The sequence below is a fragment of the Acidobacteriota bacterium genome (assembly GCA_016715115.1).
Classification (GTDB): Bacteria; Acidobacteriota; Blastocatellia; order Pyrinomonadales; family Pyrinomonadaceae; genus JAFDVJ01.
In genome coordinates, this window is the sequence record JADKBM010000008.1 from 1 (window position 1) to 12,765 (window position 12,765).

At 55.3% G+C, this 12,765-nt stretch carries 17 protein-coding genes and 1 pseudogene; 1 reads left to right on the forward strand and 17 read right to left on the reverse strand.

From position 1 onward, the window contains the following. Positions 1 to 115: 115 nt before the first annotated feature. The 11 genes from IPN69_08370 to IPN69_08420 all read right to left on the reverse strand — a co-directional run bounded on the left by IPN69_08370 (position 116) and on the right by IPN69_08420 (position 5,002). On the reverse strand, positions 116 to 253 hold the full coding sequence (locus IPN69_08370; GenBank protein MBK8810729.1) for a hypothetical protein: 138 nt from the start codon (positions 251 to 253) through the stop codon (positions 116 to 118). Continuing rightward, positions 254 to 502: a hypothetical protein gene (locus IPN69_08375; protein MBK8810730.1), complete on the reverse strand. Its 249-nt coding sequence runs from the start codon at positions 500 to 502 to the stop codon at positions 254 to 256. A gap of 5 nt (positions 503 to 507) precedes the next feature. After that, positions 508 to 828, reverse strand: a complete 321-nt coding sequence (locus tag IPN69_08380; protein MBK8810731.1) for a hypothetical protein — start codon at positions 826 to 828, stop codon at positions 508 to 510. Positions 829 to 875: 47 nt separating this feature from the next. After that, positions 876 to 1,181 carry a hypothetical protein gene (locus IPN69_08385; protein MBK8810732.1) on the reverse strand — a complete coding sequence of 102 codons (306 nt, stop codon included), beginning with the start codon at positions 1,179 to 1,181 and terminating at the stop codon, positions 876 to 878. Then, a complete protein-coding gene (locus tag IPN69_08390) occupies positions 1,181 to 1,411 on the reverse strand; it encodes a hypothetical protein (protein ID MBK8810733.1) in 231 nt (76 codons plus the stop codon). Before IPN69_08390 ends, IPN69_08385 begins: the two co-directional genes overlap by 1 nt. After that, complete coding sequence (locus IPN69_08395) at positions 1,411 to 1,746, reverse strand: hypothetical protein (protein ID MBK8810734.1); 336 nt, start codon at positions 1,744 to 1,746, stop codon at positions 1,411 to 1,413. The genes IPN69_08390 and IPN69_08395 overlap by 1 nt, the downstream gene beginning before the upstream one ends. Beyond that, positions 1,731 to 2,243: an HNH endonuclease gene (locus tag IPN69_08400; protein ID MBK8810735.1), complete on the reverse strand. Its 513-nt coding sequence runs from the start codon at positions 2,241 to 2,243 to the stop codon at positions 1,731 to 1,733. The genes IPN69_08395 and IPN69_08400 overlap by 16 nt, the downstream gene beginning before the upstream one ends. Positions 2,244 to 2,601: 358 nt before the next feature. Further along, complete coding sequence (locus IPN69_08405; GenBank protein MBK8810736.1) at positions 2,602 to 3,015, reverse strand: hypothetical protein; 414 nt, start codon at positions 3,013 to 3,015, stop codon at positions 2,602 to 2,604. 3 nt (positions 3,016 to 3,018) lie between these two features. Further along, entirely contained in the window at positions 3,019 to 3,387 is a 369-nt protein-coding gene (locus IPN69_08410; GenBank protein ID MBK8810737.1) for a hypothetical protein, read from the reverse strand. A gap of 270 nt (positions 3,388 to 3,657) precedes the next feature. After that, on the reverse strand, positions 3,658 to 3,879 hold the full coding sequence (locus IPN69_08415; GenBank protein MBK8810738.1) for a hypothetical protein: 222 nt from the start codon (positions 3,877 to 3,879) through the stop codon (positions 3,658 to 3,660). Between the two features lie 85 nt (positions 3,880 to 3,964). After that, on the reverse strand, positions 3,965 to 5,002 hold the full coding sequence (locus tag IPN69_08420; GenBank protein MBK8810739.1) for a hypothetical protein: 1,038 nt from the start codon (positions 5,000 to 5,002) through the stop codon (positions 3,965 to 3,967). Positions 5,003 to 5,117: 115 nt separating this feature from the next. Between IPN69_08420 and IPN69_08425 the strand changes: the two are divergent. Further along, positions 5,118 to 5,315: pseudogene (locus tag IPN69_08425) on the forward strand (hypothetical protein). Positions 5,316 to 6,401: 1,086 nt separating this feature from the next. On the opposite strand, the gene IPN69_08430 reads toward IPN69_08425, so the two are convergent. The 6 genes from IPN69_08430 to IPN69_08455 are packed head-to-tail and all read right to left on the reverse strand — an operon-like array spanning position 6,402 to position 12,758. After that, a complete protein-coding gene (locus IPN69_08430; protein ID MBK8810740.1) occupies positions 6,402 to 6,638 on the reverse strand; it encodes a hypothetical protein in 237 nt (78 codons plus the stop codon). Position 6,639: 1 nt separating this feature from the next. Beyond that, entirely contained in the window at positions 6,640 to 9,270 is a 2,631-nt protein-coding gene (locus IPN69_08435) for a hypothetical protein (GenBank protein ID MBK8810741.1), read from the reverse strand. A gap of 5 nt (positions 9,271 to 9,275) precedes the next feature. After that, entirely contained in the window at positions 9,276 to 9,704 is a 429-nt protein-coding gene (locus IPN69_08440; protein MBK8810742.1) for a C40 family peptidase, read from the reverse strand. After that, positions 9,705 to 10,997, reverse strand: a complete 1,293-nt coding sequence (locus IPN69_08445) for a DUF2163 domain-containing protein (GenBank protein ID MBK8810743.1) — start codon at positions 10,995 to 10,997, stop codon at positions 9,705 to 9,707. Then, positions 10,990 to 11,640 (reverse strand): DUF2460 domain-containing protein, encoded by a 651-nt coding sequence (locus IPN69_08450; GenBank protein ID MBK8810744.1) that lies wholly within the window; start codon positions 11,638 to 11,640, stop codon positions 10,990 to 10,992. Before IPN69_08450 ends, IPN69_08445 begins: the two co-directional genes overlap by 8 nt. Beyond that, a complete protein-coding gene (locus IPN69_08455) occupies positions 11,607 to 12,758 on the reverse strand; it encodes a phage tail tape measure protein (GenBank protein MBK8810745.1) in 1,152 nt (383 codons plus the stop codon). Before IPN69_08455 ends, IPN69_08450 begins: the two co-directional genes overlap by 34 nt. Between the last annotated feature and the right edge of the window lie 7 nt (positions 12,759 to 12,765).

Consider the following 12,765-nt stretch of genomic DNA (forward strand, 5'->3'; position numbering starts at 1 on the left):
ATGCGGCGTGGGCGGCGTGGGTGGCGCGGGCGGCGCGGGCGGCGGAGGATCAGCGTGAAACCGCCGACATCGTGCGCCAGACCATACCGATTGAATTATGGAAGATCGTTGAGGATTAGCCGAACGCCTTTGCGATCATCAGAACGGCAACCGCGCCGATGACGATGATCGCGAAGGCAATCAGAATCCCGACCGCGACGGCGTACACCAACGCACCGCACCGTTCGGGATCGTCTGGATCGTAGTAACCCACTTACAGTTTGATTGGACTCGACGCGACGAGGGACGCGGCATACTCACACATCGTACCAAGAATGTCTTGAAGGTCTTCAAGCCATTCGTGGTCGTCCTCTCCTTCCGATGGAGTGCCGATCCGTGCGTGAACTGCTTCCGCCTGTTCGCGGAGCGTTTGAAGGTCGCTCGTCTCGGTGTTGGTTGCGCCTTTCAGCGTTTTGATGCGATCCAATATAATCACAATATCGTGGCTTTCAGGTGTTGGCATTTCGATTACTTCTCCTTTGATTGTTGTGTCAGTAGTTGGTCGAGTGCGGTCAGTTGCGGTTTCGGCGGCAATACCGTCAACTCGTTTGGTAAATTGCATCCGCTTCGTTGCGCTTTGCAATGCTCTAATAGACGGGTTGCGAACCGTTCGGTTTCGATCAATGCGGTTTCTCTTGCCTTCGCCGCGTCGATCAGTCCCTTGTTGAAATAGGCATCGCGAACGTCGAGACGGTGCTTGATGTCGGTGTTTTCACGCGAGACGCTCCACGTTAAAAGCAAAAATGCCGTCGAGACGATGCCCGACAACACATAAACAATAATTTTCACTTGATCCGTCAGATGGTGGGATGACATCCGGCAAATCCTCCTATGGTTTATTTCGATAAGTGAATATCGTCCAAGTGCTTGATCAAGTCTTTGGCGTGGACGGCTAAATTGCCGTCCGCTTTCGAGTGTTCAATGATGAAATTCAAGAACAACTGAATCATCTTTTCTTCACGCGCCTCTTTTTTCTCGATCACGTTGGTGAAATAGCGAAACATAAAAACGCACGTTCCGATGAAAGCGGCCGACATCCCGATGTCTTTGTACGGCGACAGTCCAAAATCCTGCAAAAGCGCAAGAACATTGAACGCGAGAAAAATGGAGAAACTGATAATGGCCATAATCAAATTTTCCATTATTTTTTGCGCGATCCGTTGCCGGATGTCATTGCTATCAGGATAAAAGCCGCGCCCGCGAGCGCGAACCCGAACGAGGACGGTAACGCGATCTCGTTCGTGTCGTGGACGAAAAACTTGTTCACTTCGGGCGACAGATGCGTGAGGGTATCGAACCCGGTCGCGACACCCGTAAACATCAGGGTGCAGCCGATTGCGAACAATAGTGATTTGACTGTTTGCGGTTTCATCAATACCTCACCTTGATCAGTCCAAACAGAAACGAGATTTTGCGCCCGCTCTGTTTCTTGTAAATCTCAATTAATTTAACCTGTTCGCTGATTACGGTTTCCTTTGCGGTCAAAATCTGCTCGTTTACCGCGTTTAATCGACGCAAGGCCGCGTTTTCGGCTTCAAGTGCGGTAACTAGCCGTTCTGCCTTGTCGAGCGCGTCAAGAGCCTTTAACAGTCGTTGTTCGCAAACGTCGGACGTTTGTTTTTCGACCGTACTTGGAAGCGTCGATTGACCATAACTTCCTAACGTTAAAAAAAGCCCAAGTGTCGTTGCAATTACAAAGTTTCGCATCGATCAATATGCCTCCACGTTCGCTGCGCTTTAATATCCGAAACCACCGACGGCGATACGCCAAACTGCCGAGCTACAACTTTTTGGACGCACCCTTGCTTCAACAACGTCAAAATTTGATGCACGTCCGCTTCCCGCAATTTCGCCACACGTTGCTGTTCACCACGCACGCTTCGACCTCGCTCGACCATGTCACGGGCATTGTCTTTAGCAGTTCCTTCGCGCAAATGCGCCGGATTTACGCACAAGCGGCTATCACACGAATGCAATAGCATTTGCGTAGGAAGCGATCCATGTGTCAACAACCACGCATACCGATGCGTTGTATAAGAGCGGTAATTTACGGTAATTTGCCCATATCCGTGGCTTCCGGGGCGACCTGTCCACCGCCAACACCCATTGGACTCTTTTTGCACTCGACTCCAAAACCGTTCTTCAGCCGTCGATCCAACACCTCGCCGTTTGCGCGGCTCATAATGCGGAGTACCAAAACGCATTAACCGTAGATAATGCGTAGTGCAGTACCCCTTTATAATTCTCGTCTGATTGTCGCAACCATTCACGGCACATGTCGTGGCGTGCATCAATTTGCAGACAGACGGATCTCCGTGTCGTCTAACTCGTGCGCGATGCATCGCACACATTCCACGCCCGCCGCCACGATAGGAATTGAACGGTTTGTCGCATCCGTCAATGATGCAAGATTGAAGATGTCCGTCGTTCGATGATAATCTGATTTTACTCATGTCAAATACTCCAGTTGTTTGATGTGACAGGAAAAGAGCTGCACTCGTAATGCGCTCTTTTCCGTCTGTTATTTTAACGCTTAACTCCCGCATTTACAACGTTTTGCAATCAGTATTCCATTACCTCTGGATGACGCTTGCGCCATTCAAAGCATGACGAGTCGTTCGGAAACTTTCGGCAGAACTTATCTTCGGAGTTTCCTGTGAAAACGCCGGAATCAGTCCGGCGAGAATTATCAAGATCGCGCCGAGCATTATTTGTATTTTGTTCACTTCGATTCACCTCTCCGTTTATGTTCGCCTTCTCATTCGCCAGAATGTTGCCGATGACGTTCTGCTCCGTAATGTTGCCCTCGATCCGATCTATTTTCTTCTCGAGCGAATCCCGGCGGCACGATTGAATGTAGCCGCCGATGACGATGAACAACACAAGCGCGACGATCAGATACCAGTATTTGACCGCGAACGCCAACGCGCCAAAGCCAAAGTCGATCAACAGGAATTTCAGTTTCGCCCAATTCATAATCTAGGGAAAGATCGGATGAATATCACGTTCTCCCGTGTAGTAGTAAAACAAGTTTTGATCGTTGCTCCAGAGAGCCGAATGCTCTGACTCGTGACGCGCGGGCGCTTTCAAGTAATCGAGATGCGCCCAATCCGTCGCGCCTTGATGCGGCAAGATTATCACGCTCGGAACGTGTCCATCGTCGCCAACACCGATAACCGTTCCCGCCGACTGAATGCCGCGAACCATCAGCGCGGGTGATCCGTCCATATTGGTTGCGGTCGGTTCGATCAGCGCGACGTTGTATTCCTCGATCTGCCGTTGTCGCGTCCAATAGATCGGAGTCGTTGCAATTTGCTGGAGTATCCCGGCAGTTATCGTGGCGACCACATTCCTGGGAACAGGCGGCCGGCTCGATCAACGGCGCGCCGAGACGGTCGATCACGTAAGGGAAACGATCCGGCAACGTGACGGGCAGACCAGTCAAAACTTGTTCTTTGCGCGAACGCGAACGCCACCAAAGCGCAACACCGATGCCGATGCCGACCGCTCCGAGAATCAAAATTGTCAGCGTCAAGGGAAGCTCGCCCGACCATTCGCGCTGTATCATCCGGGCGGGCCTGGGTCCGGCGCCTTTCCAAATGCTAAAAATCAAGTCGCTCATCGTTCCAAAGTCGCGATCTCGGTATGTGTTACGCTTCCGTCCCGGTAACGGAAAAACACCGCGTGACGGTCGTGCGGCGCGAAGTCGAACCAAAAGTCGAGCAGTTCGCCCGAATCGCCGACCACCTCGCGCACCTTTTCAACCGCTTGCGGGCAGTTGCCAAACATCTGCTCAAGAGCAGTCAGCTTCGATTCGCAAAGGCATCGGGCAACGTGCATCACGGTTTCCGTGTCCACCAATAGATGAACAAAATCACGGCGGCAAACGCGCCGAACGATGCGATGACTATGATCGTATCCCAATTCATTGCGGTTTCACCTCGATGTCAACGCGGTTCGGATCGGCGGCAATTCCCATCGTAAGCCAAAGCGTGATTTGTTTATAAAGTTTTTTCAACATCAAGCCGACAACAATCAATCCAACCAAGAGCATCACGTATTTCGTGTTGTCTTTGATGAATCCGATTATTGCCGCGCCGACTTCTGCCGCCGATATGAATCCGTTCGACATAGCCGACTGAACCGCCGTCACCAGTCCGACAAGAAACCCCGGCACGGTGATTCCCGCGATGGTCAGCTTGGTCGCGGTTTCGGTCGAACCTTCCTTCGGCGGTGCTTCGACTGTCTTGATCTCTGGAATTGTGGTCGGCGGTTGTTCGTTCTGCGGCATCGTCGTTAGCGGTTCAGTCGCCGGATCATTCAAGGATTCCGGCGTAGTATCTGGTTGGCTCGTGACGGGATTGACTGCGGGAACAACCGCCGATTTCAAAATCCTTTCAAGTGTTTGGGCGTAACGCGCAATTTCTCCGGCGCGATCCTGGCTGTTGATGATTCGCCGCGCTCCAGCGTAATCGCATATTGCCACGTTGATGTAATGCTTGAAACTGCGCCCTGTAAAATCGCCGCGGAACATTCCAAGCGACATTATCTTGAATGCCGTAGCAGGATCGAGCGCGAGTGCCGGGTTGTTGACGAGATCAATCTTTAAGAGTGCCGCGAACAACGTGTAGTTTCGTCGCCCCGTGATCTGCACAAACCCGCGACCTTTGAAGCGCAATCCGTCGCCCGGCTTGTTGTTGCCGAGGTCAGCGCGCCCATCGTATTTGCTGAAATAGGAATCGCGACCGTATTCGGTGATCGGCTTGAAAGTCCAAGCGGTTTCTATCGAGATCGTCGCGAGAGCGTAAGCGATGTGCCTGATGTCAGACCAGACGGGCATCTGCTCAAATGCGCCAAGCAAGAACTCGACGGCATCGACCTGAGATTGAAGTAGTCCGCCGTGTCCCGTGTCGCGGATGTAATCGCGGAAGCCGTCAAAGAATATGTCGCGGTCAAGTTTCACAATGCTATTTTACACAAATGGTTTTGGCATTGTTCAGCACCAGTTTTACCAGCTGATAATGTATATCGCGCCCGCGCCGCCCGCGCCGCCCGCTCCGCCAAGACCGGGGTTCGTTCCCGCACCGCCGCCTCCGCCGCCGCCTCCGTGACTGCCACCCGCACCACCCGCACCGCCAGTTCCCGACGCCGCCCAAGTCGAACCGCCGCCTCCTCCGCCGCCTCCGCCGATCGCGGAATTGCCGGGACTGCCGCCAGTTCCCGCCGTTGGCACACCGCCCGACGTTCCGACCGCCGCGCCGCCGCCTGCCGTATAGGTGTTCGACAATCCCCCTGCCGTTCCCGCAACGAGAGTAGGTGAGGTCGCGGTCTTGTGACCACCAGTCCCGCCGCCGCCACCACCGCGCAAGGACGATCCGCCGACGCACGATGTCGGAGTCGCGGTCGAACCGCCCCCGCCACCGCCGCCGTATTCTCCGTTATGTGTCGTAATTACCGTAACAGGGCCGGGAGTTCCAGAACCGCCCGTATACGCGATGCCACCCGCCGGAGCACCTGCCGCGCCTGCCGCAGTTCCCGATGCGGTCGCACCCGCCGAAGCAGTTCCGCCGCCTCCGCCTCCGCCCGTCGCCGCGCCGGAGATCGCACCGCCTCTACCGCCACCGCCACCTCCGGCAAGCAACCGAACGGTCGTGCCGAAAGTGGTGTTTGTTCCCGCGACTCCGTCATTGCCTGCCGCTCCCGCCGCTCCCGACGTTCCGCCTGTTCCGCCCTGACCGACCGTGTAACTCTCAACCGACAAAAGATCGCTCGCGGCGAACGTGCGCTCATTGTACGCACCACCGCCGCCTCCACCGCCGCCCTTGACAATCGTTGCGGTCGCCAGATTGCCGCCGCCCGCGCCACCGCCTCCCGCTCCCCACATTACGACCCGAACGGTTTTCGGCGTGAAGGAAGTCGGCTTGTTCCAATTGTAAGTTCCCTGCGTCGTCTGGCTCTGGATATCGACCGGGCCGCCCGTGGCGATCTGCATCACGCCGCCGCTTGACATCCGTTGCCACCCGCCGCCTTCCACGAACTGCAATGCCTCTCCCGCGAGAAGTGTTCCTTTCCACAGAATACGTTCCGTTCCGTTCGCGTCGAACTTGACCGTGACGGTCGCTGAAACCGTGTCGTTGTTGTAAACGCTCACCAGATCGACCACCCGTTGAGTCGAGCCGAGCGGTGCGGGCACGATGCTGACATCGGTCGTATTGTTCGTTGCGGTAACAGTGCGTCCCGGCGCGTAGGTCGTGGTCGTGACATCGCGCCAGACCGCGAAGCAGTCGAGCTGATTCGTCGTGACGTTGCCGCCAAGAACCACTTGCAGATTGTCGGTTGTTTCCGAAAGTACGATCATATTTTTAACATCCCAAAGTTCTCGCCATAACTTGCGGTTGAGTCAGTCCGCCTACTCCGGCATCAAGAGACATCACAGTCCCGCCGCCCGATACGGTGATGTCGCCGTAGTCGCCATCTGACAGACCCGTTCCGGCAGGCGGCGTGAATGCCTCAAACGCCGTATCTAAGGCATTGCGCCGGATCGCCTGTCCAGCCGCGACGGTGATGTTGCTTGGGATTGCTCCGCTTCGTTCGCTCATTTTACAAGTTCAGATCGTCAATGATCGTCGCCACCACATCCGCCAACTCGTCAATCGTTGTCGCGTTTGCATCAAACGTCCGATCCGCCGTGTCGTTCGTGACCGTGTACGCCGAAATCGGATTGAATGTAAACGTGGTCGTTTGCCCGTTTTCCTCGGCTTGTCCGTTTGTCACCGCTTTGATCGTGACCGTTTCCCCGACATCGGAATTATCGAGCGGAAACCATCTGACCGCTTCGGTGAATACGGTCGCGTATTCGTCCGCCGCGTGACTGCCGATCTCGGCGGTCGTGCCAAACGTGCCACGGGTCAGATTTGAGATTCTCCACTTCGACCGATACGGCGAATTTTCCTCAAGCGTCTGCGCCGTCGCCGTGCGGAACTGCAACCACTCGTCGCCGACGCGGATCAGATTCAAGGTCGGATAACGTACCAGATCGGCAAGCAAGACCGATTCCAGCGTGATCGCGTCAAAGAACCAGATATCAAGCACGTTCGTCGTGTCCTCATCCTCGCTCAGGTGATTGCCGAGCGTATCTTCGCAAATGCCCATCAACGCCGGGGAATCCGCGACATACTGCAAAATATAATTGTCCGTGTCATATTCACGATAAACCGCGATGTTCTCAGCCGCGCCGCGACCGCGACCGCAAACGGCGAGATAAACGCCGAGTTTTCCGCGATCCCTTGCGGTCAGCGGCGGCGAGATGATCGCAACCGGCACGGAGTTGCGCGGGAACTGAGTCGTGACGAGTTGCTGGCGACGAATGGGCGCAACCGATGTTACGTCATCTTGATAATAGGTCGGCGTAAATTCGGAAAGCGTGACGCCTTGAAAGCGAATTTTGCCCAAAGGCAACGTCATCTGCTTTTTCTCGATCCGCATTTTGACGTTCGTTCCGTTGATCGGCACGGTGATGACATCGCCGACCGAATAGATCGCCATTTCCGGCATCCCGAAAAACTCAATACTTTTATACTCCGAATGCGCCTTGAGAATAAGCCGCTCTGCCACGTTCCGCGCTTCGTCAGGACGCTCGACCAACGGGAACGTGTATTCGACAGACTCGGTAGCGTCAAGCGAACCGAACAACGCTGACGCGACACTCTCATTTTTGTATTCAAGATCGGGATTCATCACCGACACGCGGATTTCACGCGGCAACTGCGATTCTTCCTTGACCATTATTTCCGCGTCAAAGTTCGGCATCTCATTGCCGTCATCGTGCGCCCGAAGCAGATCAGCGTCAATCGTCGCGCTCGATGTCAGCGTATCGAGAACCGTCACGATCTTGCCGTCACGTTCGGCGATTCTGAAAAAGAAGTATCGCTCAAGTGCTTCGATCAGTTGCCGCCGCGATCCCGCCGTGTGTTCGATGCAACCCACGAACGTCAGTCCGTTCGTCGCCGTCAAGGTCAGATCGCCGGACACAAGGCCGACATCCGTGAACAGATCGGTCAGCACCGCGTTCACGTTCGCATTGGCAAGATCCACCTCAAAGGTAAAGTTTTCGACGCGCGCCTGTTTCAACACGCGGTTTTCAAACATCACCCAAGCAAGCCCGCGATGACCCGAAGCGCGAAGAATGCCTTCGCCCGCGCCGTATTTCGCGTTCAGCCAAGTTATCTCCGCCGCGTCTTGATCTTGCGTCTGAGTGCCTTTGTAATATCGCGTTGCTCCGACCGGGATTGTCAGCGCGACCTTGCCCGTGCCGTCATCCGAGATCGCGGCATTGTAGTATGCTGACGGATCGTTTACATCGAGCGGATAGACGATGTTCGCGTTGACGTTCCCGGTCACGTTGAAGGTCGGCGTTTTGAACGTGTTCGGGTTTTCGAGAATGTCGATAAACCAATACTTTTCGATCACTATCAGATCGAGATCGGGCGCGGCGGCGATTGCGTTCTTGAATACGAGCGAATCGACAAACCCCGGCACCTGATGTGTGATTGCCGTCCAACTGCCGTTCGTATCGAGAAAATCAAGCGTAAAGTCCGCCGTCGTGTCCGTGTCGATGGTCGCTTGCAGATCGGAATTGCATTTGTAAAAGAACTCGATCCGCGTATAGGCAAGCGCAATCTCGTTCGGATCGCTGATGTTCGGATACGGCGGATCGCCGATGGAACTGAAATCGAACGCGGCCTGACCGCCCGAACCCAGACCCGTAGCGTAGTTCCCGCCGGACGCATTGACATCGACCGCTGATGACGCACCGCCGCTCAATGTTGCCGCTTCAGCCTCAAACGATCCGCCGAGAATGTCGCCGTTACCAAGAATTAGATCGGCATCCGCCCAAGTCCGCAAGAAGTTTGAGACTTGACCGCGACATATCAGAACGCCGATTGAACTGGTGTAAGTATGCGTCCGAGTCGCCGGTGCTTGCGGAACGCCTTTGCCGCCGCCCGATGGCGTATTCTGGATCGTATGAACCACGCCGTCTGAAAAGATGATATTGCCGCCGACGCGCGCGCGACCCCAGACGCGGGGAATGAATGAACCATACTCCGAACCCGTGATCCGAATATCGTCCAGTTTGCCCTTGTCGGTCGGCGTTTGCTTGATGCGCGGTTGCAGAAGGAACTGCAACGCCATCGACGCGCCGCCGATAATCAGCGGAAGTGCGACTGCCATTCCCATTAGTCAAGCACCCCCCGAAGCCGGAACGCGGCAACAAACCACGAAGCGGGAAAATTAGTCTTATCCTCGACGCGAACGCCCGAAGCCGAAGCGTGGAGAACGCTTGCGCGACCATTGTAGTTTGCGGCAAAGCCAACGTGACGAGGTTTGATCCCGCCCATTCTCATAAGGTAAACATCGCCGTCGCGCACATCGCTCATTGCAATTTCGTCGGTTGTCGCGTTCAGCATCTGCCGGATCACTTCGGCGGACGGGACGCGCCGATACGCGGCAACGTCATCGACGTGCGGATACTCGACCCGCTTGCCGACCTCGACAAGCAGACCGACGCAATCAAGGCCGGTCGCCGGATCGCGCCCTTGATGCAAGAATCTCACGCCGACAAGATCGAGCGCGGACTGGATAATTTGTGATCTCGTAAATCCCATTTAGAATCCAGATGTGATGCGGTTCGCCGCTTCGATGCCGGGAACAAACGCTTCAGCGTCGAAGTTCACGGCGTTGTGATATGCGCGGCAATCCTCAAGGCGGCGTTTGCAACCCATCGTCAAATCAAACAACGTGTTTGTGTCAACCGCAAACGGGAACGGACGCTTCAATTCGATTCTGGCGTATGGATGCAAGCCGGTCGCTTCCGATGCCGTCGCGATCTCGCGGGTGATTCCGGCGTTCGGGCCATCAACCGCCGTAAGCGTTCCGTTCGGAAAATATGCCAGCCACGCGACGAAATTCGGTGATGTCGGCACGACACCCGCAAAGGTCGAAGTGTCGAAAATCATCACTTGGTTTTCGGTATCCGAACCCGATGCCGATCCGATGCCGGTCACGGATGATTGCTTGATCTTGTAAACGACCGAACCTATGATGACCGCACCGCGATTGACCGTTATCGTACCAGCCGCCGCCGTCAACGTGATCCCCGTTCCGGCGACCGCGTTCGCGTATGTCGTGGCAAGTTTGAATGTGTCAGCCGTTGCGCGGATCACAAAATAACCCGTGTTGACTGTCAGTTCGGGATTGATCGCTCCAGCTGAAATCGTCAGATAAACCGTCTCGCCCGTGGTCATTCCGTGCGCCGTTTCCGTGATGACGGCTCCGGCAACGTCCGATGTCGCGTTGTACGTGAATGAACCCGTCAGAACCTTCTTGCATCGCGTGTTGCCGAACTCTTTGACGCGACACATTCGCTGAGTCGCAACAACGACATCATTGGAAAGTCGCCCGATCAGTCCGCGCCCTTCTGCCGTAAAGTATGTGCCGTAGTCGCGGAACTCGCCGAGGTTGCCGCGAAAGTGGACAAGCTCGCCCAAGTCCGTGTTATTCCAACACGCGGAAAATACCTCGATCTCCGAGAACGACCATTGACCCGCGATGACATCAAGACGCTCAAAGATGCCTGTTTGGTAAACGCCCGTCAGTTCAAGGTTGGCAACATCGCCCAAACCCTGTTCAACGATTGTCGGTGTGATGCCTGGCGACGAATAGAACGTCACGCCAGGATGACCGGGCAACGTCATATTTCGCGTGTTCGATGTGAACCCGATGGCGGATACGCCAGTCCAGTCGGCCTTCGGCGTGAGTTTTACAAACAACGCCATTCGCGGATTCGTTGAACCCCATTGCGTCCAGAAGTCGGCGGCGACATTCGGTGCTTGTATATTTCTTGGAGTGTGCGCCATAACGGAAATCGTCAACAACAAAAACAGAATCAATTTACTCATTCGGGTAGCGAACCTCGACAAGTGGAATATCGGGAATCTGCACGTTCGATGCCGACGCGCCCGACGACAGCCAATAAGACAACATCTCAACCGGCAAAGTATCCGTGTCGAATCGCACAGGCACGTAAAACTCCGCGCACGATGCCTCAACCGCGTGACCGTTCGGCACAGGCGACGGTGATGTAATCGTTATCACGCCTGTTGATGCCGAATGCGACCGATCCGCCGCCGCGACTACCGAACCGTTCACCCAAACAAGAACGCCCGTTGAGTCCTCGGCAGACTTCGGCTTCGTGATCGTCCGCTGATACGACCCGAAAGATGTCGTGTACGTCTTGATAAGTTGAAACGTAGTCGCCACGCCGTCGCCTGTCGCAATCGTCTGCCGTGCAATCGCGAAATCGGAATAGTCCTTAATCAGAAACGACTGCTCACGACCCTTGACCGCGTGAAAGAACTCAACCAGCGTCTCGATGTCCGCATACGTCTTGATCGAGAACGCGGCGTTATATCGATATAGCGGATCTTGCCAGATGGCATTACGGACTTCCTGACCGTTCCGACCTCGCGTGATGTCGGTCAGATACGATGGCGCGGCTTGCCATTGCGTCACCGCCAAAGGGAAATTGATAAAGGTTTGCACTCATTTATTTGTTCCGGCGTTCGCTCATCCGAATCGCCGCGATGACCTCGGAAACGATCTGCGACCGTGTGCGCGAATCGACCTGACCGCCGCCGCCCATCGTAAAATTGAAATTGTTCGTCTTGTTTGAATTGTTGTTCGTGGTCATCCCGCTTGCTCCCGCGTATGCCATCGCGCCCGGCATCTGCATATTCCGCAAGGATTCCATCAACCCAAGACCCCAATGCTTTGACCGATTCCATCGGCATCACGAACTCGCCGCGATGGACGATGCCGGCCGGTTCGTGTTTCGCGCCCGATCCCGTGTATCCGCCCTCGGCGAACACTCGCGCTCCAGCAGTTGCGCCACCCGCACCAACGCCGGGGATCACCGACGCGGACGAACCCGAAGTCCAACCCGGCGCAGATTGCGACAAACCGCCGCCGACCAGTCCCGCGATCTTCAACACGGCTTGCATAACCGCGATCCGAATCAGGTCAGCAATGATCTGCTTTGCCATCTGAGCGAAGCCTTGCGCCAACGAGCGGAAGAACCCTTGCGCCGTGCCGTCCCATTGCGTGACCGCGTTGGCGAACACATCGCCGATCTGTGAAAGCGAATCAATGAACGTCTCGCCGATCAACTCATTCGTGTTGCTCAATGAATCACGCATCTCGGCGATCCGTGCGGCGAATGTGTCAAAGAAGTTTGTCCACGCGGCAGTTGCTTGCGGAACGATTACGAGCAGATTGGCGAATTCATCCGCGCCGTTACCTGGTAACGTCAATCCATCACCTTCGCCCGTGCCGCGCTCCGAACCGCCGCCGCGACCCGCTCCACGCATTGCCCTGTCCATCGTGTCAAACAACGCGGTAAATTCGTCACGTTGCTGAGCGATTTTCAAAAACTCTTTCAATTCGTCAACGGTATAACCCATTTCCTTTGCGAGAGTGGCAAGTCCCTTCGCATACTTCGGATCGTCAAACAGTTTGAACAGATCGCCCATTGTCGGTGCGGCGGCGGTAACCTCACGAATCTTTGAAGCCAACGCGCCGAGCATTCCGTCGATAAACTCTTTCGATTTTGCCACCGCCGCGCCCAGTTTCGAGCCAAGACCGATGACAAGACCATCGCCCATATCTGCG